A 23,411-nucleotide genomic window follows, 5' to 3' on the forward strand; every position below is an offset into this window, starting at 1 on the left:
CTCAGCTTGCCTTTGCCATCTGCATCAGGGTCACGCGCTGCTGGAGGCGGCGCTGCGCCTGGTCGACCACCACGGCCACGATGATCACGAGGCCCTTGATCACCATCTGCCAGAACGAGCTGACGCCCATCATCACCAGCCCGTCGGAGAGGATGCCGATCACGAAGGCGCCGATGATCGTGCCGCCGATGGTGCCGCGCCCGCCCGACATGGATGTACCACCGAGGACGGCTGCCGCAATGGCGTTCAGTTCGAGGTTCGTGCCGGTTGCCGGATGCGAGGCCATCAGCTCCGAGGAGATGACGAGGCCGACGATGGCCGCGCAAAAGCCGGAGAACATGTAGACGAACATTTTCACGCGGTTGACGCGGATGCCGGACATGCGCGAGGCGCGCTCGTTGCCGCCGACGGCGAAGATGTGCCGGCCGAGCGGCACGAAGCGGGCGAAATAGGCCGCGCCCAGTGCGACGACGATGAGGATCCAGACGGAGACCGGCAGGCCGAGGATGGTGCCCGAGCCGAGATAGGAAAAGCCCTGGTTGCCGAGGTCTTCCCGGCCGGTGAGATTGGGCAGCGTCTGGCCGTCGGAATAGAGCAGCGCCATGCCGCGCGCTACATAGAGCGTGCCGAGCGTGGCGATGAAGGGCGCGACATTGAGGCGGGTGATCAGCAGGCCGTTGACCGCGCCGATCAGGACGCCGACCGCCATGACGATGACCGCGACCTCGACGATGTTGAAATAGACCGTGTAGCCGAAGGGCACGGCGACGCCGTACATGATGAGCCCGCCGGCGATCATGCCGCAAAGGCCGACGATGGAGCCGACCGAAAGGTCGATGCCGCCGGTGATGATGACGAAGGTCATGCCGATGGCGAGGAAGGCGTTCTGCGTCGCGTGCTTCGACATCAGGATCATGTTCGCGGTCGACAGGAAGTTCGGCGCGAAGATCGAGAAGAAGATGATCACCGCAAAGAGCGCGATGAAGGTCCTCAGCTTCATCAGCGTGAGCAGGGCCGATCCGGTGGAGAGGCCGTTTTCGGCGGCAGTTTGCGTCGCTGTCGTCATCACGCATGCATCCTTTTGGTTTTATGTCCCTCCGCGGAGGCCGAGACGATCATCTCCTCGGTGGCGTCCTTGCGATCCACCACCGTCACCAGGCGGCCGTTGCTCATGACGGCGATGCGGTCGGAGAGCGCCATGACCTCTTCGAGGTCGGAGGTGGAGAAGAGGATGGCGAGCCCCTCGCCCGCCAGCCGCCGCATGGTGCGGAAGACATCCGCCTTGGCGCCGACATCGATGCCGCGGCTCGGCTCGTCCATCAGCAGCACCTTCGGCCCGGTCATCAGCGCCTTGCCGATCACCACCTTCTGCTGGTTGCCGCCCGACATGGAGGTGACGTCCAGTTCCGGGTTCTTCGCCTTGATGGAGAGATTGCGGATCGCATCGAGGATCGCCTTCTTCTCCAGCTTGAGATCGATATGGAAGCCGCCTCTCACGAACTGGCCGAGGCTTGCCATCGACAGGTTGTCGGCAATCGACATGGACTGGACGAGGCCTTCGCGCTGCCGGTCTTCCGGGATCAGCGCCAGCCCCTCGCGGATGCGCCGGGTCGTATCGCGGCCCTTCAGTTCCTTGCCATCGACGTAGACCTTGCCGGTCGCATGCTCGTGCCGACCCATGATGCATTCGAAAAGCTCGGAGCGCCCCGCGCCCATCAGGCCGTAGATGCCGAGAATCTCACCCGCGCGGACGCCGATGGAAACGTGATCGACCGCATAGCCGCCCTGTGCGCGCGGCAGGCAGATATCCTGCGTGCGGAAGACTTCCGCGCCCGGCGCATGGTCGACCTGCTTGGCGAAATCCTTGGCGTCGGAACCGATCATCGAGCGCACGATCCAGCGCGTGTCGATATCCTTGACCATGGCATGGCCGGTGATCTGGCCGTCCTTCAGCACCGTGATGTAGTCGCCGATGCGCATCAGCTCTTCCAGCCGGTGCGAGATATAGACGATGGCGACGCCGCGCGCCTTGAGGTCGGCGATGACCCGGAAGAGCACGTCGACTTCCGCCGCGCTGAGCGCGGAGGTCGGCTCGTCCATGATGAGGATACGGGTATCGAGCGATACCGCCCGGGCGATCTCGACGAGCTGCTGCTGGCCGATCGGCAGGTCCTCGGCCAGCGTATCGGCCGAGATGCCGGCTTCGAGGCGGTTCAGGAACTCGTTCGCCTTCTCGACCTGCGCCTTGTGATCGATGCCCCGGATGCCGCGGGTGATCTCGCGGGTGGCGAAGATGTTCTCCGCGACCGAAAGATTGCCGAAGAGGTTCAACTCCTGGAAGACGATGCCGATGCCGTGGCGCACCGCATCGGCGGGACTGTCGAGGGTGATGCGCTCGCCCTCCATCCAGATCTCGCCGAGCGTCGGCCGCTCGACGCCTGCAATGATGCGCATCATGGTGGATTTGCCCGCGCCGTTCTCGCCCACCAGCACATTCACCGCGCCGCGCCGCAGCTTCAGGTTCGCCTTCTTCAGCGCCACGATGCCGGAATAGGCCTTCGTGATGTCCTTCAGTTCGAGAATGACGTCGCCATCGTCGATGCCGCTCATGTCAGCCTCCGATGGTGATGGTGGCGGGAGCGAGCTGTGGCAACTGGCCGGCGGCCGGCAGCGGATAGGCGCCCGTCGCCTTGATCGTCTTGCCCGTCAGTCCCTCGCGCGGCAGCTTTTCGAGAAGCGTGCGGTTCACATAAGTGTTGAACGACTTGCCGAACTGCGCCCATTCGATCTGGTTCTTGAAGGAATTGAAGTCCACGAAATCCAGGCTATCGCGCAGCGCCGTGCCGCGAATGGCCGGGCCGATCGAAACGCGCACATCCGCCTTGGCGTCGCCGTCGACATCCACGTCGACATAGCCGGCGCGCGATTTCGTCTCTTCCGCGACGATAGTTCCATCGACCTTGGCGATGAAGGTCCAGGGCGCGTTGCCCTGCTTGGCCTTGTATCCGTATTTCTGCCCCGCCTCGTCGGCATTGGCCGCCGTCGCCGAAAGGACCTCCGGCAGCGGCGCGGCACGCTTTTCGAGATAGGGCACGACCTTGCCATCCCATATCTCAGCGACGAGCTTGTCGGGATCGAAGGCGCCGGCCTGATCCTCCTTGTCCTTGTCGGCAGTCTTGACGAACTTGCAGCCCGCGAGCCCGAGGGCTGATGCGAACACGATGACGGCGGCGGCCTTGAAGCGCATGGATGGGTACTCCGGCATATGGCGCGGCGCGGGATGACGATCATCCCGCGCCCGCTCCCTCGAAGATCAGTCCTTCAGTGCGAAGGTCTCGAGCTTGTCGGCATTGTCGGCGTTGATCAGCACGCAGTCCATGAGCTGCTTTTCCTCGGCCGGCTTCTTGCCGCCGGTGATGAGGTCATGCGCCTGCTGGACGGCGAGCTGTGCCTGGGCATAGGCCGGCTGCAGCACGGTGGCCTTGATACCGCCCGCCTTGATGGAGTCGCGAACGTCGTTCGAGCCGTCGAAGCCGGTGACGATGACGTCCTTCTTGCCGGCCGCCTGCAGGGCTGCGATGGCGCCCATGGCCATGGTGTCGTTGCCGGCGATGACGCCCTGGATGTCCGGGTTGGCCTGGAGGATGGTCTCCATCTTCGAATAGGCTTCCGTCTGGCTCCAGTTGGCCGACTGCTGCGCGACCATCTTCATGTCCGGGTATTCGTCGATGACGTCATGATAGCCCTTGGAGCGGATGCCGGCATTGGTGTCGGATTCCTTGCCGACGAGCTCGACATAGTTGCCCTTCTCGCCCATCAGCCGGACGAATTCCTCGGCGCCGAGCTGTGCGCCCTGATAGTTGTTCGAGACGATCTGCGAGACGGCGACGCCGGCGGCATTGATCTCACGGTCGATCAGGAAGGACGGGATGCCGGCATCCTTGGCCTTCTGAACGGCGGCGACCGTAGCGTCGGCGCCGGCATTGTCGAGGATGATCGCCTTCGCGCCGCGGCCGATGGCCGTGTCGATGAGCTGCGACTGCTTGTTGGCGTCGTCGTCATGCACCAGCACCAACGCCTCGTAGCCGAGTTCCTTGGCCTTGGCTTCCGCGCCAACGGCCTCGGCCTTGAAGAAGGGGTTGTCGTGGCTCGGCGTGATGATGGCGATGAGGTCGGCGGCGAAAGCCGGCACGGCAACGCTTGCGGCCATGACGGCAGCAAAGCCGACGGTGATCAGTCTACGGGTAACCTTCATGTTTTCCTCCCGGTTAAGCACCGGCCTCCACGGCCATCCCTCCATTGAAATCGGCCGATCCGGTGCGATCTTTCATGGGGCATTGCGCCCCGCGGCGGGCCGAAGCCCGCCGGTATTCACGTGATACGCTGGATACTTGCGGCGATTTCTTCAGGTTCGAAGACGCGCTTCCAGTCGTCCTTCATCAGGACCGGCTTGCCGAACTCGATCGCCTTGTTGCAGGCATCGGAGAAGACGCCGGGCGTCTCCTCGAAAATGACGGCGCCGAGGACGTTCATGTGACCGAGCAGGAAGTCGCGGGCGGCTTCCTTGGCGACGCCGCGGCGCACGCATTCGTCCATGGCTTCGCGCATGACGACGAGGAGCGAGGCGCAGACGGTTTCGGACAGGCCTGGCTCCAGCAGCGCCATCTGCTCGACCGTCACGCGGTGCGAGCGCATGACCGGCGCCCAGATGACCTTCGCGACCTCCTCGCCCAGCGCATAGGCCTCTTCCGGGCCCTGCATCAGGGCGGAAACGATATGCTGCTTGGCGGCGATGCCGCCGAAGAAGTCACGCTTGGCGGCCGGATCCGTCTCGTCGTTGAAGATCGGCGGATGGCAGGGATGCGTGACGAAATAGGTGATATCCGCCCGCTCCGGCAGATGGCCGGCGAAGGGCGCGGCCGCATCGAGCACGACGATCATGGTGCCGGGCGCCAGCTTGTCGACGATGCCAGTGGCAACCTTGCCGATCGCCGTGTCGGGAACCGCGAGGATGACGACATCGGCGCCGGCGAGACCTTCATCGGCGGAAACGCAGGATAGACCGAGATCGTCGGCAAGGCGCGCCTTGCCGGCATCGCTCACCTCGATATGGCGGACGTCGAAGCGCGAACCTTTGAGGTTCTTGGCGAGCCGATACCCCATTTTGCCACCGGCACCGAATAGCGCGATCGATGTCATCGAAGACCTCCCTGAATGCATGCGGCCGGACGGTGATGGTCAGCCGAAATTTCCTCCACCGGGCACCCGGCGTGAGGCTATATTTCTCAACTGGTATAACATGTCAATAACTATCTCTCTGAATATGTGATATCGCGTGGTGATACTCATTTCCACTATTTGATAATTCAGTTTCACTGAAGGCACTCAAGCGATTGAAACAGCGCGTATAATGCCTCATACAGAACAAAGAAAAAGAGCCGGACGTCACGCGACGCCCGGCTCAATGTCACACTGAACATGTTGCGTTCAGGCAAGGGCAGCCGCTCACAATCGGACTGAAATCGTCCTTGCGATCAGCGCCAGCGAGACCGCACCGGCATCGGGATGGCCGATGCTGCGCTCGGCGAGCGGACGGGCGCGGCCAAGCCGTGGGGAAAGCGGCGCCGTCGCCTGCGCCGCCTCTTCGCAGGTAGCGCTTGCCTTGGCCCAGGCCTCTTTCAGCGGTGCGCCCTCCGCACTCGCCGCCTCCAGCGAGGCGACGAAAGGCACGAACGCATCGACGAGCGTCTTGTCGCCCGGCTTCGCTCCGCCGAGGCGCATCACATCGTCGAGGGCAAGGCGCGCGCCGCTGACCACATCCGCCCCTGTCGGGGCCGCGTCGTCGGTGAACGCCCCGCTCCAGGAGCGGAGCAGAAGCCCCCAGATTGCGCCCGACGTACCGCCCGCACGGTCCGCCCAGGCATCACCTGCCACCGCCAGCGCGCTCCTAGCACCCGCGCCGCCGGCAACGGCCTGATGGATCGCTTCACGCGCGGCCGTCGCGCCGCGCCGCATGCCCTGCCCGTGGTCGCCATCGCCGGCAAAGGCATCGATCCGGCCGAGCTCGGCTTCCGCCTCGCCAAGGGCCGACACCATGGCGTCGAGGATACCCGCAAGGCACCCGGCACCTTCCTGCGAGGCGGGCGTCGCGAGGCCGAAGGTCGGCGCTTCGTCCTCCGCGCGATCCCGCACGGCCGCCGGCTGCGTATGGAAAGTCTCGCCGCGACGGAAGACGGGCGTGTCGCACGGGGCCAGCCAGTAGCGTTCCAGTTCCTCGTCGAGCCACATGACCGTCAGGGAGCAGCCCTGCATGTCGAGGCTGGTGACATATTCGCCGACCTCGGGCGCGACCGGATCGACACCCGCCGCCTGCAGATAGCCTTCGACCGCGCCCCAGAGCACGAAGAGCTCCTCGTATTTGGTCGCGCCGAGGCCGTTCAGCAGCACGGCGGCGCGGCGCGCGCCGGCCGGGCGCTCCGCCAGGACGGTCTCGACCAGGAGCTTTGCCAGATCGCGCGCCGGAACGATGTCGGTGTCGCGGATGCCGGGCTCGCCGTGGATGCCGAGGCCGAGCGCCATCATGCCCTTCGGTACGGTGAAGAGCGGGTCCTTCGCGCCCGGCAGCGTGCAGCCGCCGAAAGCGACGCCGAACGAAAAGGTGCGGCTGTTGGCAAGTCGTGTCACGCGCTCGACCTCGTCGATCGCAAGCCCCGCCTCTGCGGCCGCGCCCGCCACCTTGAAGACCACGAAATCGCCGGCGATGCCGCGGCGCTGCAGGTGCCGGTCGGCGGGCGCGCTCGCGACATCGTCCGTCACCGTGACGATGCGCACATCGATGCCTTCCGCCCGCAGCCGCTCCGCCGCCACGCCGAAATTGAGTACGTCGCCGGCATAATTGCCGAAGCCGAGAATGATGCCCCCGCCATGGTCCGCATTGCGGCAGACACGGGCGACCGCCGCCGTCGAGGGCGAGGCGAAGATCTCACCGGCGACCGCCGCGTCCGCCATGCCCGGCCCGACATAGCCGGCAAAGGCCGGATAATGCCCCGACCCGCCGCCGACGATCACCGAAACCTTGCCTGGAGGCACCGCCGTCGAGCGAACCACGCCCCCCTTCACCAGCCGGACGTAGCGTTCATAGACGCGGGAAAACCCCGCTAGCGCCGAGGCGGCAAAGGTTTCCGGATCATCGACGATCTTCGTCATGGGGGCCTCCTGCAAGCAATCAAGCCGCGAAGATGCAACAGGATCCAGATCGGGAAAAGAGCAAAGATGCCTTCAGCTGAATGCGCTCAAAGGTTTACGCGGTTGAATGCCGTCAGATGCCGTGTGACCTGCGCAAGCTCGTCCGCCTGTCGACCTTCATCCCAGCCCAGCGCTGCGGCGGCAATCGCCGCGATCTCGCCGAGCCCTTCGGCCGTCAGCCTGCCTTCGATGGCGAGCGTCGTCCGGCGCATGACGATATCGGCGAGATGTTCGACCATCTCGTTGCGCGCGATCCAGTCGATCTCGCCGCGGCTATAGCCTTCGACATGGGCGAGCGATACGTCTCCCGTCTCCTTGATGTGGGCCAGGACGGCATCGGCGGTCGTCCCGTAGCGGGCAAGAAGCGCTTCGACGCGTGCCTCGGGCAGGCCGCTCTTCGCGGCGCGCCCGGAAATCCACGCGCGCCGCTCGGCCGCCTCCACCGGAAAGCCGCGCCCGCCGCCGATCGGCAGCATCTGCGTGCTCACCGCCCGGTTCCGGCCGAGGCGGGAGAGGATCGTGTCGGCCACCTCCTCGGCAAAGCCGCGGAACGTCGTCCACTTGCCGCCGACGAGCGAGATGACGGAAAACGGCCGACCCTCCGCCGGCTCCGCCACGGGCGCCGAATGGTCACGGCTGATCAGGCCCGGCTGGCTGGCATCGGAGGCCGGCAGCGGGCGGATGCCGCTATAGGCATAGACGATCTGCTCGCGGCCGAATTGCAGGGCCGGCAGGAGTGAGCGGAGGCTGGCGAGGAAATAGTCGATCTCGTCCTCCTCGCAGCGCACCGTATCGGGATTGTCCGCCTTGATATCCGTCGAGCCGACGAGCGCAAGGCCGAGGAAATCGTAGACGAGGCAGATGCGGCCGTCGTCCGCCTCGAAATAGATCATGCGGCCCTTGAGGTTTTCCACCAGTTCCGGGTGCTTCAGAAGGATATGAGAGCCCTTCGTGCCGCCGATCAGTTTGCCGGAAACGCCGAGCGTGTCGTTGACGTGGTCGATCCACGGCCCCGCCCCGTTGACGACGATATCGGCGCGGGCAAGCCGCTCGATCCCTCGCGGATCCCGCAGCCGCAGCACGCCGTCTTCCTGCCCGAGCAGCGTCGTGTCATTCATGGCGCGGGAGGCCGAGCTGGCGTCGAGGCCGTCGCGCACCAGCTCCCAGACGAGCCGTTCGGGCCGGCTGATCTTGGCGTCGTAATAGATGCCGCCCGCGACGATGCGCGGCGTGATCGCCGGCATCTCCTGAAGCGCCTTGCGGCGGAAGAAGAACTGGTGCTTCGGCATGACGCGGTGGCGCGCGCCATAGAGATCGTAGAGCGCAAGGCCGATCTTGATGAGGAGCGCGCCGCGGCTGCGCGGGGCGGTGGTGGAGCCGAGCAGCGTGCGCAGCGCCGCGAACGCGCCCTTCGTCAGCGAGAAGGAGGGAATGAAGGTCGGCAGCGGCTCCACGCAATGCGGCGCGTTGCGCAGCAGGAGGTTGCGCTCCAGCGTCGACTGCGCAACGAGGCCGAGTTCGCCGGTCTCCAGATACTTGATGCCGCCATGGATGAGGCGCGAAGGCGCGGCGCTGGTGCCGGAGCCGAAATCGGCCTTGTCGACGATCAGGCATTTCAGCCCCTGCAGGCAGAGATCGCGGAAGAGCCCTGCCCCGTTGATGCCCGCGCCAAGGACGATGACGTCGAAGGTCTCGACGGTTCCGGCTGTCGTTTCTGTCATGATCGGCATTCCTAAACTTGCGCCGCCCCGCCGAGACGCCGCAGCGTCGGCCAGAGCGGTTTCATCGCCTCGGCGAGATCGAGGAAGACCCGGTATTTCTCGTCATAGGCACGCTGCCGGTCGGGGTCCGGCTGGTAGGTCGTCTCGATCGACGCGAGGTCGCGCGGATCGTCGGTGGGCGAGGCGTAGAGGCCGGCGCCGGCACCCGCGCACAACGCCGCGCCCCAGGCGGCCGCCTCCTCGGTGCGCGTCGCGGTGACGGGCATGCCGAGGATATCGGCGAAGAGGCCGGCCATGGCGGGATTGCGCGAGACGCCGCCCGTCAGGCGCGCGGTGGTGGGGGCAAAGCCGTCGCGCAGCGCATCGACATGGACGCGGTGGTTGAAGGCGATGCCTTCCAGCACCGCGCGGACCAGATCGCCGCGGTCGTGCCAGGCATTGAGGCCGTAGAAGCCGGCGCTCGACGCACCGCCGAAGGGCGAGCCGAAGAGGTAGGGATGGAAGAAGGTGCTCGAAGGCCGCTCGCGCGCCGCCTCGAATTCCCTGCCGAGGATCGCATGGATGCTCTCGCCGGCCACCTCCGCCTGCCGGGCGTCGGCGGCGCAGAACTGCTCGATGAACCAGTCGTAATTGGCGGTCGAGGCGGGCGAGATGGACATGTTGTTCCATTCGCCGGGCAGTATGCCGTTGCGGCAGAACCAGCGGCCATCGACCTTCGGTTCGAGCGAGACGGTCTCGTTGATCGAATAGGTGCCGGCGATGACGGCCACCACGCCTTCGCCATAGCCGCCCATGCCGAGCGCGGAGGCGGTGACGTCGTGCAGGCCCGCCATGACGGGCGTGCCCTCGACCAGTCCGGTCAGGCATGCGGTCTCCGCCGTCACGCCGCCGACGACCTCGGTGGAAGCGGCCATCGGCGGCTGCCGTCCGGCGAGGCGGTCCAGCCCGAAGAGGCGGAAGGCATCCCCGGCATAGTCCTGCGTCGTCACATCCGTGAAGGAAGTGCTCGCCTCCGTGCGGTCCGTGCCGATGGTGCCGCAGAGGCAGAAGCGCAGCCAGTCCTTGGCGGCGATGAAATGGGCGATGCGGGCATAACGCTCCGGCTGGTGCTCGAAGATCCAGCGCAGGATGGCGGAGGGCGCCGAGGCATGCGGGCGCTGGCCGGTCAGCTCCAGCGCGCGGGCGCCGACCTCGCCCTCGTTCCAGGCGTCGGCGATCGCCCCGGCGCGCGTATCGAGCGAGACGATGGCGGGGCCGAGCGGCCTTTTGTCTTCATCGAGGAGGTAGATGCCGTCGCCGTGGGCGGTCGCGGCGATCGCCACGATATCGGAGGCCGGGCGGCCTGATGCGGCGATAGCCTCGCGGATGGCGTCGGCCGTCGCGGCCCACAGGCCGTTCATGTCGCGCTCGACATGCTGCGGCGCGGGGATGAGCTGGGGAACGCGCCGGCGGGCGATGGCGAGCACCGTGCCGTCCGCGTCGAAAATGACGGCCTTCGTCACCGTCAGGCCGCTGTCTATACCCATGATGCAGGGCATCCATGCCTCCATTCTCAGGCGAACGGCGGAACGGAACCGGGTATCGGGGCAGCCGCGGCGGCGGTCCCCTCAGCCGGACCGTTCCCCGTCCGCCACAATCACGTTGATCCCCTTCGAGCGCATGCGCGACAGGTGGGAGATCGGGATATCCTCGTCGACGATCACGGCGTCGAATTCCTTGAGCGTCGCGAAGTGATGCAGCGCGCGCCGCTCGAATTTGGTGTGGTCCGCCAGAAGCACGCGCCTTGCCGCGCTTTCGAACATCGCCCGCTTGGTCTCCACCGTCTCGGGCGACTGGTGATAGACCACGTCGTCGACGATGGCCGACAGCGACATGAACACGGTATCGGCGCGCAGCCGGCGGATCTCGTTGGTGGTGATGTGCCCCATGAAGGCATTGCACCAATTGTAGAACTGCCCCCCGAGACAGACGAGGTTGAGGTCGCTCACCTCCTTCAGTTCGTTGATGAGGACGAGCGAGTTGGTGATGACCGTCAGCGGCACCTTGGCCGGCAGGAACCGCGTCATCTCGTGCACGGTCGTGGCGTCGTCCATGAAGATCGCCTGGCCCGGCTCGACGAACTGCATGGCGGCCTTCGCGACCGCCTTCTTCTCCTTCGCCTGCCGGGTGGCACGGTAGACGTCGGAGGATTCGATGAGGCTGGTCGGCGCGGCGGAGACGATGCCGCGCGTCTTGCGGAAGAGGCCGCGGCTGACGAGATCGTCGACGTCGCGGTGCGCCGTCATGAGACTGATGCCGAAGCGCTCGGTCAGGTCCTCGATGCGGATCGAGCCTTCGGCGATCACCGTCTCGGCGATCATCTGGCGCCGCACGAGCTGGCGCGCATGCCGGCTGTCGCTCGGCAATTCTTCCGAAAGCAAATCCTTGACGTCGACTTTCTTGTTCACCGGAGGCCCTGCCATGCTTCGAGGATAGAGGTTTCGTATCTCGTATCGGGCGGCAAGGAAAATGCCAAGCTGGCCCGGAAAAGCCCGGGAATGCGAAATGGGAGCGCCCGCGGATGGGCGCTCCCGGGATGGATTACTCGCTCAGGACGAAGGGAGCGGTGTACTTGTCGACATTGTCCTTGGTGATCAGGAGGCAATCGAAGAGCTGCTTTTCGGTATCGACACCGGTGGAGCCGTTCTTGATCACGCTGTCGGCCTGCTTGACGGCCGCTTCCGAGAACACGGCGACCGGCTGGAGGACGGTGTACTGCAGCTCACCGGCCTTGATGGCGGCAACCGCATCCGGCGAACCGTCGAAGCCGCCGACCTTGACCTGGTCGAGCTTGCCGGCTTCCTTGAGCGCGGCGATGGCGCCGAGGGCCATTTCGTCGTTGCCGCTGATCACGCCGATGATGTCGGGGTTCGCCTGGAGCATGGACTGCATCTTGTCATGGCCCTTGGTGCGGTCCCAGTCAGCCACTTCCTTGGCGACCTTCTCGAGGTCGGGGTACTGCGTCAGGACGGTTTCGTAACCGTTCGAACGCGTCGCGGCGTTGTTGTCGGAGGGAGCGCCGAAGAGTTCGACATACTTGCCCTTGTCGCCGACCGCCTCGACCCACTGCTGCGCGCCGAGAGCGGCGCCCTGGGCGTTGTTCGAGACGAGCTGCGCCTTGGCAAGGCCTTCCTGGTTGATCTCGGCATTGACGAGGATGACCGGGATGCCGGCCGCAACGGCCTTCTTGACCGCACCGACGGAACCGTCGGCATTCGCCGGGTCGAGGATGATGGCGACCGACTTGTTGGTGATCGCGGTGTCGATCAGGTTGCTCTCGGTGTTGGTGTCACCCTTGTGGGCGCCGACATTGGCCGTGTAGCCGAGGCCCTCGGCGGTCTTCTTGGCCACTTCGCCTTCCGTGAACCAGTAGGGGTTCGACGGATCGTTGACGATGACGGTGATCAGGCCGTCCGCCCAGGCAGAGCTGAACAGCAGCGGCATGACGGCCGTTGCCGCGAAGAGTACACGCATACCTTTTTTGAACATGGTCTCACTCCCTTTGTTGAGTCCGGTTGTGCCGATTGTCGGCAATACTTTCCGCTGCCGGGCCACTCGATGGTCCGCCTCTCCCGGCGGCAGTCAGTCTGTGCCGGTCGCCGCTGAGGTCAGCGGCGGCCGTATTTGACGCTGTTCAGGAGAACAGCGGTAACGATGACGGCGCCGGTGAAGACCGTCTGCCAGTAGGCCGAGACGCCGATGATCACGAGGCCGTCGGAGAGGAAGCCGATCACGAAGGCGCCGAGCATGGTGCCGATGACCGTGCCGCGGCCGCCCGTCAGCGCCGCGCCGCCGATGACGACGGCGGCGATCGCCGTCAGTTCGTAGGTGGTGCCGGCGGTCGGGCCCGCCGAGGTAAGCTGCGAGGAGAGGACGAGGCCGGCGACGGCGGCGCAGATGCCCGAGAGCACATAGACCGTGATCTTCACGCGCTTGACCGGCACGCCCGACAGTTCCGCCGCACGCTCGTTGCCGCCCGAGGAATAGAGCCAGCGGCCGAAGGCCGTGCGGGCAAGCAGGACATGGCAGGCGATGGCGAAGACGAGGAGCACGAGGACGCCGATCGGAACGCCCGCAAGGCGGTTGAAGCCGAGCCAGTCGAAACCGGTATTGCCCAGTTCCGGACGGCCGCCGAGATTGTTGTAGGTGAGGCCGTTGGTCATCAGCAGCGCGACGCCGCGGGCGACATAGAGCACGCCGAGCGTCGCGACGAAGGCCGGCACCTTGAGATAGGCGATGAGCACGCCGTTCACCGCGCCGACAACCGCGCCGAGCAGGCAGGTCAGCACCACGACGACCCAGACCGAGGGATAGAGGATGATGCCGAGTTGCGGCAGCGTCACGCCCTGCATGAGGAAACCCGCGACGACGCCGGCAAGGCCGAGCGTCGAGCCGACCGAGAGGTCGATGCCGCCGTTCAGGATGACCAGCAGCATGCCGATGGCGAGCAGGCCGAAGATGGCGACATGCGAGGCCATGATCAGGAAGTTGCTGACCGTGAAATAGTTCGGCGACATCAGCGAGAAGACGACGACGATGGCGATGAGCGCGAAGAAGGCGCGGCCCTCGAACAGAAGCTCGATCAGGCTCTTCTTGCGCTTGCCGCCGCTTGCCGCTGCCTTCGTCTGGATTGCAGGTGTGACTGACATGGGTTCAGCGCTCCTAATGGGCATGCACGGCTTCGCCGGAGGCGGCCATGATCTGTTCTTTGGTCGCGTCGGGACCGAATTCGGCGGAGATGCGGCCGCGCCGCATGACGATGATGCGATGGGCGATGCTCAGGCATTCACCGACTTCCGAGGTCGTGTAGACCACGGCGAGCCCCTGCTTCGCGCGCTCGGCGAGCAGCTTGAAGACCTCCGCCTTGGCGCCGATGTCGATGCCGCGGCTCGGCTCGTCGAGCAGGATGACCTCGGGATCGGTCGCCAGCATCTTGCCGATGACGACCTTCTGCTGGTTGCCGCCCGACAGCGAGCCGATGGCGGCCGCGCCGCCGTCCGTCTTGATATGCACCTTGCGGATCGCGCTATCGACGAGCCCGCCTTCGCGTGACGTCGAGGTGAAGAGGCCGCGCGTGAAGGCGCCGAGGCTGGCGAGCGAGAGATTGCGGCCGACGCTCATGGTCTGCACCAGTCCGTCGCGCTGGCGGTCTTCCGGCACGAGCACGAGGCCGTCGCGGATGCATTCGGCGATCGATTGGCCGGTGACGTCCCTGCCCTTCAGCACGACCTTGCCGGCGGTGGATTTCAGGCGGCCCGCGACGGTTTCGAGCAGTTCCGTGCGCCCTGCGCCCATCAGGCCGTAGATGCAGACGATCTCGCCCGCGCGCACCGACAGCGACATGCCGTCGACGACCGAATAGCCGGCGCCGCCCGGATCGGGAACCGTCAGGCCCTCGATGGAGAGCGAGACATCGCCCATCTGGTAGCCGGCCGGCGGCGAGCCGAGGTCGAAATTATCGCCCACCATGTGGCGGACGATCCATTCGAGGTCGATGTCCTTGCGCTCGGCATAGGCCGTCATCGTGCCGTCGCGCAGCACCACCGCATGGTGGGTGATCTGCAAAGCCTCTTCGAGGTGGTGCGAGATATAGACGATGGAGACGCCGCGGCCGGTCAGGTCGCGGATGACCTTGAACAGCACCTCGACCTCGGAGGCCGACAGGGCCGAGGTCGGCTCGTCCATAATCAGGATGCGCGAATTGACCGAAAGGGCGCGCGCAATCTCGACGATCTGCTGCTGGCCGAGCCGCAGGTCCTCGACGAGCGTCAGAGGATCGATGTCCTCTTCGAGTTCTTCCATCAGGAGGCGCGTCTGGCGCTCTTCCTCGGCGAAGTCCACGCCGGTGGAGGTCATGATCTCGCGCCCCATGAAGATGTTGTCGCGAACGTTCATGTTCGGGGCGAGGCTGAGCTCCTGATGGATGATGGAGATGCCGCGGTCACGTGCTTGGGAGGATGACGCGAAGACGACCGGTTCCCCATCGAGAATGATTTCGCCCGATGTCGGCCTGACCACACCGGAAAGGATCTTCATCAGCGTCGACTTGCCGGCGCCGTTTTCGCCGAACAGGGTCGTCACCTGCCCGCGATGGATATCGAAATTGACGCCCTTGAGGGCATGGACGCTGCCGTAGGATTTCGCCACGTTGCGCGCGGCAAGAACGACTTCGCCCTTCTGTCCGGTTTCGGGGATCGCGCTCATTGGACGTCGAACCTCACGGGCGTGACGATCCAGCTCTTCGGATTGACGAGCTTGAAGACGCCGATGACGGAAACGGTCTTGCCGGAAAGGGCCGCCGGATCGAGGCCGTCGAGAACGACCTTCTTGACCTCGTTGTTGATGGCGGAACCGGCATCCTGGTATTCGATCTGGTTCTTGAACTGGCCGAACTCGATCTGCCCGGTCGCATCGCGCAGGTCCGTGCCGTTGAGCGCCGGGCCGGTCTGGACCCGCACCGTCAGCTCGGGCGGCAGGCCTTCGACGGCGACGACGTTGTAGTTCGCCTTGCGCTCGCCGACCACGCCGGTGAACTTGACCGGGAAGACCGGGCCGGTGGAGGTGTTGACGCCGTATTTCTCGCTGGCGGCCTTCTTGTCGGCGGCGATCGCCTGCGACAGCTCGACCGCGTCGGCAGCGCGCGTCTCGACGCTCTGCTTGATGATCGGGAACTGCTCGGCACCGAAGGCCACGGGCGAGAATTTCTGGACCTGGACGTCGGCCTCGGAGCCGATCTGCACGATTTTCGTGTCGAAGGCCATGGCCCCCACCAGCACGACGACGGCGGCGATGCCGATCCAGCGGTAGCTGCGGGCGGGCCGGGGCGATTTCGAGAGCGTGGCGTCAGTCATGTCGGATGGCCTTGCGGTTGAACGGTGAAAGCGTCAGCGGGCGCGCCGGCACGGTGCCGGGGACATCGATGGGCCAGAAGACACGACCATGGCGCCAGGGCCGCGTGCCGATGCCTTCGAAACGGAACATGTCATGATGCCCTCCCCCATGAACGCGCCGGCCGGATCTCCTCTTCCGCCTTGCGCTGCAGTGCACACTTTTTCGCAGTTGCGATATATGTGTGTGATATGTCGCAGTATATATGTTAAATTAACACGAGCTGTCAATCGGCCTTTTTGCAGGATATCGGAACTGATCAGCTCGTTTTCTCCGGCCACCCGTTGCGCTGAGTGCATGAACATACCGGAGAGGCGCCTGCGGAAGCTAGGCCCTCCCCGACAGGAAAGCGAACGGCATGCAAGCCTCAACACATTGCTATTAAATGACAATTTATGATCCTTGAGTCTTTTGCCCAAGGGTCGGCATGTTTTATCGAGCGACCTTGATCGAGGACGACCAGCAAGAACGGTCCTCCGCACACAGCCCAAGGAAGCCCTCCGTTACCCTCCAGCATAACTGAAAAATAATTCGTTGTGCGAAAAATTTTACGAGACATATGGTAACTTTATGATATGTTCCTTCGCGAAGTCCGGGCTATCCCGTGGCGCCCCCTCGGCCCAATCTGGCAGGGCAGCCACGCGCGCTTTCGCGAAGGACGATCGGGAGGATCGAATGCTTTGTTTCACGTCAGGCGAGACGGCGCGCGCTGTCGCGGCATCGGCAGGTGCACGCCATGGCTGAGGCCGCCGACCTGATCATCGGCATCGATGCCGGAACCTCCGTCATGAAGGCCGTCGCCTTCACGCTCGCCGGCCGCCAGATCGCCAGCGCCTCCGTGCGCAACAGCTACAGCACCGGCGACGACGGCTCCGTCACGCAATCCCTCGACCAGACCTGGCTCGACTGCGCGCGCGCCCTGCGCGGGCTCGGCGAGAAGGTGGAGAACCTTTCCGCCCGCGCCGCCGCCATCGCCGTCACGGCGCAGGGCGACGGCACCTGGCTCGTCGGCGCCAGCAACCGTCCCGTCGGCGATGCCTGGCTGTGGCTCGACGCGCGCGCGGCTCCCACCGTCGAGCGGCTTGCCGCGAGCGACGCCGACCGCCAGCGCTTCGAGGCGACCGGCACCGGCCTCAACACCTGCCAGCAGGGCACGCAGCTTGCCCATATGGACCGCCATTTCCCGGAACTGCTCGCCGGCGCGCAAGTCGCCATGCACTGCAAGGACTGGCTCTACCTGAACCTCACCGGCGTGCGCGCCACCGATCCGTCGGAAGTGAGCTTCACCTTCGGCAATTTCCGCACGCGCCGCTATGACGACGACGTGCTCGCCGCCCTCGGCCTGACGCACCGCCGCAACCTGCTGCCCGAGGTGATCGACGGCACCGAGACCACGCATCCGCTGACGGCGGAAGCCGCCGCTGCCGCGGGCCTTAGGCCCGGCACGCCGGTCTGCCTCGGCTATGTCGACATGTGCATGACGGCGCTGGGTGCCGGCGTGCGCAGCGAAGGCCGCAATGCCGCCTGTTCCGCCATCGGCTCGACGGGCGTGCATCTCCAGGCGAAGGCGGTTTCCGACGTCGTCCTCAATGCCGAGCGCACCGGCTATGTCATCGCGCTCCCCATCCCCGGCATCGTCACCCAGGTGCAGACCAATATGGGCGCCACGATCAATCTCGACTGGCTGCTCCAGCTCGGCGTTGACCTTCTCGGCGAATTCGGCGTCACCGTCGGCCTTAACGACATGATCGGCCGCATCGACCAGTGGATCGCCGCCAGCAAGCCCGGCAACATCCTCTACCACCCCTATATTTCCGAGGCCGGCGAGCGTGGCCCCTTCGTGAATGCCCGCGCCCGCGCCAATTTCACCGGTCTTGCCAGCCGCCACCGCTATCCGGATCTCGTGCGCGCCGTCGTGGAAGGTCTCGGCATGGCGACGCGCGATTGCTACGCCGCCATGGGGGCCCTGCCCTCGGAGCTGCGCGTCAGCGGCGGCGCCGCCCGGTCCGCTTCGCTGCGCGGTACACTGGGCGCGGCGCTCGGCGCGCCGGTGCGCGTCAGCACGCGTGAGGAGGCGGGCGCCGCCGGCGCCTCGATGATGGCGGCCGTCGCCATCGGCGCCTACCGCACGATGGACGATTGCATTGCCGACTGGGTGACGCCCGAGCTCGGCGCGGCCGAGCGGCCGAAAGCCGAAGACACCGAACGCATGAACCGCCTCTTTGCCGCCTATTCCACCGTGCGCCGGGGCATCGCGCCAGCCTGGGACATCCTGGCCGCGCGCTGACGAAACGACGAGTGCGCCCCCTCTGCGGCCGGCGCTGAAGGAGACCCAAATGAACGAGCCCGAGCTTATTGACCTCTTCGTGATCGGCGGCGGCATCAACGGCGCCGGCATCGCCCGCGATGCGGCAGGCCGCGGACTGAAGGTCGTGCTCTGCGAGAAGGACGATCTGGCCGAGGGTACCTCCTCCCGTTCCGGCAAGCTGGTGCATGGCGGCCTGCGCTATCTCGAATATTACGAATTCCGCCTGGTGCGCGAGGCGCTGATCGAGCGCGAAGTGCTGCTCAACGCCGCCCCGCACATCATCTGGCCGATGCGCTTCGTGCTGCCGCACAGCCCTGAAGACCGTCCCGCCTGGCTCGTCCGCCTCGGCCTCTTCCTTTACGATCACCTCGGCGGCCGCAGGAAACTGCCCGGCACGCGCACGCTGGACCTTGCGCGCGACCCCGAGGGCACGCCGATCCTCGACCAGTACACCCGCGGCTTCGAATATTCCGACTGCTGGGTGGACGACGCCCGCCTCGTGACACTCAACGCGCTCGGCGCGGCGGAAAAGGGCGCCGTGGTGCTGACCCGTTCGCCGGCTGTTTCCGCCCGCCGCGAAAACGGCGTCTGGATCGTGGAGACGAAGAACCGCGTGACGGGCGAGACCCGCGCCTTCCGCGCGAAATGCGTCGTCAACTGTGCCGGCCCGTGGGTGTCCGACGTCATCAACCGCGTCGCCGGCTCCAATTCCACGCGCAATGTGCGCCTCGTCAAGGGCAGCCACATCATCGTGCCGAAGTTCTGGGCAGGCTCCAACGCCTATCTGGTGCAGAACCACGACAAGCGCGTCATCTTCATCAATCCCTACGAGGGCGACAAGGCGCTGATCGGCACCACCGACATCGCCTATGAGGGGCGCGCCGAGGACGTTTCGGCCGACGAGACCGAGATCGACTACCTCTTGAAGGCGGTGAACCGCTACTTCAAGGAGAAGCTGCGCCGGCAGGACGTGCTGCATTCCTTCTCCGGCGTGCGCCCGCTCTTCGACGACGGCAAGGGCAATCCCTCCGCCGTCACCCGCGACTATGTCTTCGACCTCGACGAGACGGGCGGCGCGCCGCTGCTCAACGTCTTCGGCGGCAAGATCACCACCTTCCGCGAGCTTGCCGAGCGCGGCATGCACCGCCTCAGGCACATCTTCCCCAACATGGGCGGCGGCTGGACGGAGAAGGCCCCGCTTCCCGGCGGCGACATGCCGAACGCCGACTACGAGACCTTCGCCAACGGCCTGCGCGACACCTATCCCTGGATGCCGCGCAAGCTGGTGCACCATTACGGCCGCCTCTACGGCACGCGCACCGGGCTCGTCGTCGGCGGCGCGACCGGTATTGATGGGCTCGGCCGGCATTTCGGCGGCCAGTTCTACGAGGCGGAAGCCCGCTATCTCGTCGCCACCGAATGGGCGCAGACGGCCGAGGACATCCTTTACCGCCGCACCAAGCACTACCTGCACCTGACGGAAGCCGAGCGCGCGGCCTTTGCCGACTGGTTCGACGCCGCCCGCCCTGCCGCCGCCTGAGGACGACCATGCCGCTGACGCTTTCGCTCAACACCAATCCGCTGGTCAACCGCTTCGCCGATCCCGACGACCTGATCGAGACCGTCGCGCGGGACCTTCGCCTGCGCGACCTCCAGCTGACGCACGAATTCATCAATCCGAGCTGGAACGCCGCGACGATCCGCCGGCTGACGCGCCGGATGGACCGCGCGCTCCAGCGCACCGGCGTGCGCGTCACCTCGGGCATGACCGGCCCCTATGGCCGCCTCAACCATTTCGGCCATCCGGATGCGGATGTGCGCCGCTACTATGTCGACTGGTTCAAGACCTTCGCCGACATTATCGGCGATCTCGGCGGCACCTCCGTCGGAACGCAGTTCGCCATCTTCACCTACAAGGACTATGACGACCCGGCCCGCCGGGAAGAGCTGATCCGCATCGCCATCGACTGCTGGGCGGAGGTGGCGGAGCATGCGAAGGACGCCGGCCTCTCCTATGTCTTCTGGGAGCCGATGAGCATCGGCCGCGAATTCGGCGAGACCATCGCCGAATGCGTCAGGCTTCAGGACCGGCTCACCGCGGCGAACATGGCCGTTCCCATGTGGATGATGGCCGATATCGACCATGGCGACGTCACCTCCAGCAATCCCGACGATTTCGACCCCTATGCCTGGGCGCGCGCCGTGCCGAAGGTCTCGCCGATCATCCACATCAAGCAGAGCCTGATGGACAAGGGCGGGCACCGTCCCTTCACCGCCGAGTTCAACGCCAGGGGCCGCATCCAGCCGGAACCGCTGCTGAAGGCCTTTGCCGAGGGCGGCGCGGTCGACAACGAGATCTGCCTGGAACTCTCCTTCAAGGAACGCGAGCCGAACGACCGGCAGGTCATTGCCCAGATCGCCGAAAGCATCGCCTTCTGGGCGCCGCATATCGATACCGGTGCATCCGACCTCAAGCTGGGCTGACCGCGTCCGGGCCGCTTGCCAGAGCATTTCCAACCGAAGCGGCATCGCTTCGGCGTCGGATAATGCGGTAAAAACAAAAGGTGGAGCATTTCCGGTGAACCGGAAATGCTTCAAGACGGGGTGCTTTTTTGCACAGCAGGACAGGACATCGCCGATGACCGACAATGAAGACTCCCTCGCCGTCCGCGCCGCCTGGCTGCACTATATCGGGGGCTTCACCCAGTCCGCCGTGGCCAAGCGCCTCGGCATTCCCTCGGTCAAGGCGCACCGGCTGATCGCGCGGGCGGTCGCCGAGGGCGTAGTCAAGGTCAGTATCGACGGCGATATCGCCGAATGCGTCAATCTCGAAGTGGCGCTTTCCGAGCGCTACGGGCTCGGTTACTGCGAGGTGGCGCCCGATGTCGATGACGACGCGCTGGCGCTGACGACGCTCGGCCATGTCGGCGCGGATTTCCTGCGGCGCGAGATCGAGCGCGGCGAAGTCGCCGTCATCGGCCTCGGCCACGGGCGAACGCTCTCGGCCGCCGTGCATCACCTGCCCCGCATCAGCGCCAGCGGCACGCGCTTCGTCTCGCTGCTCGGCGGCCTCACCCGCAACTATGCGGCCAATCCATACGACGTCATGCATCGCATCGCCGCCAAGACGGGCACGCAGGCCTATGTGATGCCCGTGCCCTTCTTCGCCAACACGGAGGAGGACCGCGAGGTGCTGCTGTCGCAGCGCGGCGTCAGCGAGGTCTTCGACCTTGCGCGCAACGCCGACCTGAAGCTCGTCGGCATCGGCACGGTCGACAATCAGGCCCATCTCGTCACGTCGGGCATGCTGCAGGCGAACGAGCTGGAGGATATCCGGGCCCTCGGCGGCGTCGGCGAGCTGCTCGGGCACTTCTTCGACAGCAAGGGCCGCATTCTGGAAACATCGGTGACGGCGCGCACCCTCGCCGCCTCCTTCTCGGAAACCGGCGACGACCGCCTCGTCGCCATTGCCGGCGGCTCCTCCAAGACGGAGGCCATCCGCGCCGTGCTGCACAGCCATAAGCTCCACGGCCTGATCACGGACGAGGCGACGGCACGGCTTCTGCTGCAAAGCTCTGCATGAAAATCACAAAATCACAAATTCAATGTTATGATTTGTGAGATTCATGTTATAGAGCTGCGGACACACGGAGGAAGCGGGTGAAACGGGAAGAGCGAAGGCAGGAGATCATCAATCTTCTGGTCGAGAGCCGCGCCGTCGAGCTCGACGAGGTCGCCGCGCGCTTCGGCGTTTCCAAAATGACCATCCACCGCGATCTCGACGATCTCGAGCGGGCCGGCGTGCTGCGCAAGGTGCGCGGCGGTGCGACGATCGATGCGGGCACGCAGTTCGAAAGCGACTTCCGCTTCCGCGAACGGCAGGAAGCGGATGTGAAGCTGACCCTTGCCCAAACCGCCGCCGAACTGGTCGAGCCGGGCATGACGGTCATGATCAATGACGGCTCGATGGCCTCGGTGCTCGGCGACGTGCTGTGCTCGAAGAAGCCGATCACCATCATCACCAACAATGCCGCGATCATGGAACGGGCGAAGGGCATTTCCGGCGTCACGCTGGTCGGGCTCGGCGGCACCTATTCGGCCAAGTTCAATGCCTATCTCGGCATCGTCACGGAAGAAGCGCTGTCGCGCCTTCGTGCCGACATCGCCTTCATCTCGGCGCCGGCCGCCTCCGGGCGCCTTGCCTATCACATGGACGAGGCGGTGGTGCGCGCCAAGCGCGCGATGATGGCCTCCAGCCGCCAGGCATGCCTTCTCGTCAACAGCCGGCGCTTCGGCCACACGGCGCTGCACGTGCTCGCCGACCTTGCCGAATTCGACACGGTGATATCCGACAACCCCCTGCCCCACGATACGACGGCCGAGCTTGCCGACCGCAAGACCGTGGTGCGCATCGCCCACAAGGAGACAACGACATGAGCCAAGGCCGGAACTTCTGGGTCGGCACGAGCTGGAAGATGAACAAGACGCTCGCCGAGGCGAAAGCCTTTGCGGAAGGCCTCAAGGCCGCCGACGGCGACCGGAACGCCCGCATCCAGCGCTTCGTCATTCCGCCCTTCACCGCCGTGCGCGAGGTCAAGGCGCTGCTCGCCGACACCTCCGTCAAGGTTGGCGCGCAGAACATGCATTGGGCCGACGAAGGCGCCTGGACGGGCGAGGTCTCGCCCGTGATGCTGAAGGACTGTGGCCTCGACCTCGTCGAACTCGGCCATTCGGAACGCCGCGAGCATTTCGGCGAGACGGACGAGGCGGTCGGCCTCAAGACGGAAGCGGCCGTGCGCCACGGCCTCGTGCCGCTGATCTGCATCGGCGAAACCCTTGCCGACCGCGAGAGCGGCCGCGCGGCGGAAGTGTTGGCGCGGCAGGTGCGCGGCGCCCTCGGCAAGCTCGACGGCGCGCAGAAGCAGGCCGAAATCCTGCTTGCCTACGAACCCGTCTGGGCCATCGGCGAGAAGGGCATCCCTGCGACCGCCGACTATGCGGATGCACGCCATGCCGAGATCGCCCAGGTGGCGGAAAACATCCTCGGCCGCCGCATCCCCTGCCTCTACGGCGGTTCGGTCAACCCGCAGAACTGCGAGGAACTGATTGGCTGCCCGAATATCGACGGGCTCTTCATCGGCCGCTCGGCCTGGAAGGTTGAAGGCTATCTCGACATCCTGGCGCGCTGCGCCGCAACGATCTGAAAGGAG

Annotated in this window: 20 protein-coding genes; 6 read left to right on the plus strand and 14 right to left on the minus strand. The window is 65.6% G+C overall.

Features of this window, described 5'->3' with window-relative positions:
* Position 1 precedes the first annotated feature (1 nt).
* The 14 genes from ShzoTeo12_RS22755 to ShzoTeo12_RS22820 all read right to left on the minus strand — a co-directional run bounded on the left by ShzoTeo12_RS22755 (position 2) and on the right by ShzoTeo12_RS22820 (position 15,986).
* Entirely contained in the window at positions 2–1,066 is a 1,065-nt protein-coding gene (locus ShzoTeo12_RS22755; RefSeq protein WP_318912574.1) for an ABC transporter permease, read from the minus strand.
* Positions 1,066–2,610, minus strand: a complete 1,545-nt coding sequence (locus ShzoTeo12_RS22760) for a sugar ABC transporter ATP-binding protein (RefSeq protein ID WP_318912575.1) — start codon at positions 2,608–2,610, stop codon at positions 1,066–1,068. Before ShzoTeo12_RS22760 ends, ShzoTeo12_RS22755 begins: the two co-directional genes overlap by 1 nt.
* A 1-nt stretch (position 2,611) precedes the next feature.
* A complete protein-coding gene (locus ShzoTeo12_RS22765) occupies positions 2,612–3,247 on the minus strand; it encodes a DUF2291 family protein (protein ID WP_318912576.1) in 636 nt (211 codons plus the stop codon).
* 66 nt (positions 3,248–3,313) lie between these two features.
* Positions 3,314–4,255, minus strand: coding sequence for a D-ribose ABC transporter substrate-binding protein (locus ShzoTeo12_RS22770; protein ID WP_318912577.1), 942 nt, complete (start codon positions 4,253–4,255; stop codon positions 3,314–3,316).
* A 116-nt stretch (positions 4,256–4,371) separates the two neighbouring features.
* Entirely contained in the window at positions 4,372–5,199 is an 828-nt protein-coding gene (locus tag ShzoTeo12_RS22775; RefSeq protein ID WP_318912578.1) for a phosphogluconate dehydrogenase C-terminal domain-containing protein, read from the minus strand.
* 306 nt (positions 5,200–5,505) lie between these two features.
* Positions 5,506–7,206 (minus strand): dihydroxyacetone kinase family protein, encoded by a 1,701-nt coding sequence (locus ShzoTeo12_RS22780; RefSeq protein WP_318912579.1) that lies wholly within the window; start codon positions 7,204–7,206, stop codon positions 5,506–5,508.
* Positions 7,207–7,292: 86 nt separating this feature from the next.
* Positions 7,293–8,966 (minus strand): glycerol-3-phosphate dehydrogenase/oxidase, encoded by a 1,674-nt coding sequence (locus ShzoTeo12_RS22785; protein ID WP_318912580.1) that lies wholly within the window; start codon positions 8,964–8,966, stop codon positions 7,293–7,295.
* Positions 8,967–8,977: 11 nt separating this feature from the next.
* Positions 8,978–10,504 carry an FGGY-family carbohydrate kinase gene (locus ShzoTeo12_RS22790; RefSeq protein WP_318912581.1) on the minus strand — a complete coding sequence of 509 codons (1,527 nt, stop codon included), beginning with the start codon at positions 10,502–10,504 and terminating at the stop codon, positions 8,978–8,980.
* 69 nt (positions 10,505–10,573) lie between these two features.
* A complete protein-coding gene (locus ShzoTeo12_RS22795) occupies positions 10,574–11,428 on the minus strand; it encodes a DeoR/GlpR family DNA-binding transcription regulator (protein ID WP_413251165.1) in 855 nt (284 codons plus the stop codon).
* 118 nt (positions 11,429–11,546) lie between these two features.
* Positions 11,547–12,494, minus strand: a complete 948-nt coding sequence (locus tag ShzoTeo12_RS22800) for a D-ribose ABC transporter substrate-binding protein (RefSeq protein WP_119255688.1) — start codon at positions 12,492–12,494, stop codon at positions 11,547–11,549.
* 119 nt (positions 12,495–12,613) lie between these two features.
* On the minus strand, positions 12,614–13,654 hold the full coding sequence (locus ShzoTeo12_RS22805) for an ABC transporter permease (RefSeq protein ID WP_318912583.1): 1,041 nt from the start codon (positions 13,652–13,654) through the stop codon (positions 12,614–12,616).
* Positions 13,655–13,667: 13 nt separating this feature from the next.
* Positions 13,668–15,209, minus strand: a complete 1,542-nt coding sequence (locus ShzoTeo12_RS22810; RefSeq protein ID WP_119255686.1) for a sugar ABC transporter ATP-binding protein — start codon at positions 15,207–15,209, stop codon at positions 13,668–13,670.
* A complete protein-coding gene (locus ShzoTeo12_RS22815; protein WP_318912584.1) occupies positions 15,206–15,856 on the minus strand; it encodes a DUF2291 domain-containing protein in 651 nt (216 codons plus the stop codon). The genes ShzoTeo12_RS22810 and ShzoTeo12_RS22815 overlap by 4 nt, the downstream gene beginning before the upstream one ends.
* Complete coding sequence (locus tag ShzoTeo12_RS22820; protein WP_318912585.1) at positions 15,849–15,986, minus strand: hypothetical protein; 138 nt, start codon at positions 15,984–15,986, stop codon at positions 15,849–15,851. The genes ShzoTeo12_RS22815 and ShzoTeo12_RS22820 overlap by 8 nt, the downstream gene beginning before the upstream one ends.
* Positions 15,987–16,629: 643 nt before the next feature.
* Here ShzoTeo12_RS22820 and ShzoTeo12_RS22825 point away from each other — a divergent pair.
* The 6 genes from ShzoTeo12_RS22825 to ShzoTeo12_RS22850 all read left to right on the plus strand — a co-directional run bounded on the left by ShzoTeo12_RS22825 (position 16,630) and on the right by ShzoTeo12_RS22850 (position 23,405).
* Positions 16,630–18,180 carry an FGGY-family carbohydrate kinase gene (locus ShzoTeo12_RS22825; protein ID WP_318912586.1) on the plus strand — a complete coding sequence of 517 codons (1,551 nt, stop codon included), beginning with the start codon at positions 16,630–16,632 and terminating at the stop codon, positions 18,178–18,180.
* A 49-nt stretch (positions 18,181–18,229) separates the two neighbouring features.
* Entirely contained in the window at positions 18,230–19,741 is a 1,512-nt protein-coding gene (locus ShzoTeo12_RS22830; protein WP_318912587.1) for a glycerol-3-phosphate dehydrogenase, read from the plus strand.
* A gap of 8 nt (positions 19,742–19,749) precedes the next feature.
* On the plus strand, positions 19,750–20,685 hold the full coding sequence (locus tag ShzoTeo12_RS22835) for a sugar phosphate isomerase/epimerase family protein (RefSeq protein WP_318912588.1): 936 nt from the start codon (positions 19,750–19,752) through the stop codon (positions 20,683–20,685).
* A 154-nt stretch (positions 20,686–20,839) separates the two neighbouring features.
* On the plus strand, positions 20,840–21,784 hold the full coding sequence (locus tag ShzoTeo12_RS22840; protein WP_318912589.1) for a sugar-binding transcriptional regulator: 945 nt from the start codon (positions 20,840–20,842) through the stop codon (positions 21,782–21,784).
* Between the two features lie 77 nt (positions 21,785–21,861).
* Complete coding sequence (locus ShzoTeo12_RS22845) at positions 21,862–22,638, plus strand: DeoR/GlpR family DNA-binding transcription regulator (RefSeq protein ID WP_119255680.1); 777 nt, start codon at positions 21,862–21,864, stop codon at positions 22,636–22,638.
* The gene (locus ShzoTeo12_RS22850; RefSeq protein ID WP_318912590.1) at positions 22,635–23,405 is read left to right on the plus strand and encodes a triose-phosphate isomerase; all 771 of its coding nucleotides are present in this window, start codon (positions 22,635–22,637) and stop codon (positions 23,403–23,405) included. Before ShzoTeo12_RS22845 ends, ShzoTeo12_RS22850 begins: the two co-directional genes overlap by 4 nt.
* The last annotated feature ends 6 nt before the right edge of the window (positions 23,406–23,411 follow it).

Origin of the sequence: Shinella zoogloeoides, assembly GCF_033705735.1 — a bacterium.
Taxonomy (GTDB): domain Bacteria; phylum Pseudomonadota; class Alphaproteobacteria; order Rhizobiales; family Rhizobiaceae; genus Shinella; species Shinella zoogloeoides_A.

Excerpts from the sequence above, each read along its gene's own strand:
- ShzoTeo12_RS22755 (WP_318912574.1), bottom strand. The coding sequence starts at position 1,066 with ATGACGACAGCGACGCAAACTGCCGCCGAAAACGGCCTCTCCACCGGA.
- ShzoTeo12_RS22760 (WP_318912575.1), bottom strand. The coding sequence starts at position 2,610 with ATGAGCGGCATCGACGATGGCGACGTCATTCTCGAACTGAAGGACATC.
- ShzoTeo12_RS22765 (WP_318912576.1), bottom strand. The coding sequence starts at position 3,247 with ATGCGCTTCAAGGCCGCCGCCGTCATCGTGTTCGCATCAGCCCTCGGG.
- ShzoTeo12_RS22770 (WP_318912577.1), bottom strand. The coding sequence starts at position 4,255 with ATGAAGGTTACCCGTAGACTGATCACCGTCGGCTTTGCTGCCGTCATG.
- ShzoTeo12_RS22775 (WP_318912578.1), bottom strand. The coding sequence starts at position 5,199 with ATGACATCGATCGCGCTATTCGGTGCCGGTGGCAAAATGGGGTATCGG.
- ShzoTeo12_RS22780 (WP_318912579.1), bottom strand. The coding sequence starts at position 7,206 with ATGACGAAGATCGTCGATGATCCGGAAACCTTTGCCGCCTCGGCGCTA.
- ShzoTeo12_RS22785 (WP_318912580.1), bottom strand. The coding sequence starts at position 8,966 with ATGACAGAAACGACAGCCGGAACCGTCGAGACCTTCGACGTCATCGTC.
- ShzoTeo12_RS22790 (WP_318912581.1), bottom strand. The coding sequence starts at position 10,504 with ATGCCCTGCATCATGGGTATAGACAGCGGCCTGACGGTGACGAAGGCC.
- ShzoTeo12_RS22795 (WP_413251165.1), bottom strand. The coding sequence starts at position 11,428 with ATGGCAGGGCCTCCGGTGAACAAGAAAGTCGACGTCAAGGATTTGCTT.
- ShzoTeo12_RS22800 (WP_119255688.1), bottom strand. The coding sequence starts at position 12,494 with ATGTTCAAAAAAGGTATGCGTGTACTCTTCGCGGCAACGGCCGTCATG.
- ShzoTeo12_RS22805 (WP_318912583.1), bottom strand. The coding sequence starts at position 13,654 with ATGTCAGTCACACCTGCAATCCAGACGAAGGCAGCGGCAAGCGGCGGC.
- ShzoTeo12_RS22810 (WP_119255686.1), bottom strand. The coding sequence starts at position 15,209 with ATGAGCGCGATCCCCGAAACCGGACAGAAGGGCGAAGTCGTTCTTGCC.
- ShzoTeo12_RS22815 (WP_318912584.1), bottom strand. The coding sequence starts at position 15,856 with ATGACTGACGCCACGCTCTCGAAATCGCCCCGGCCCGCCCGCAGCTAC.
- ShzoTeo12_RS22820 (WP_318912585.1), bottom strand. The coding sequence starts at position 15,986 with ATGTTCCGTTTCGAAGGCATCGGCACGCGGCCCTGGCGCCATGGTCGT.
- ShzoTeo12_RS22825 (WP_318912586.1), top strand. The coding sequence starts at position 16,630 with ATGGCTGAGGCCGCCGACCTGATCATCGGCATCGATGCCGGAACCTCC.
- ShzoTeo12_RS22830 (WP_318912587.1), top strand. The coding sequence starts at position 18,230 with ATGAACGAGCCCGAGCTTATTGACCTCTTCGTGATCGGCGGCGGCATC.
- ShzoTeo12_RS22835 (WP_318912588.1), top strand. The coding sequence starts at position 19,750 with ATGCCGCTGACGCTTTCGCTCAACACCAATCCGCTGGTCAACCGCTTC.
- ShzoTeo12_RS22840 (WP_318912589.1), top strand. The coding sequence starts at position 20,840 with ATGACCGACAATGAAGACTCCCTCGCCGTCCGCGCCGCCTGGCTGCAC.
- ShzoTeo12_RS22850 (WP_318912590.1), top strand. The coding sequence starts at position 22,635 with ATGAGCCAAGGCCGGAACTTCTGGGTCGGCACGAGCTGGAAGATGAAC.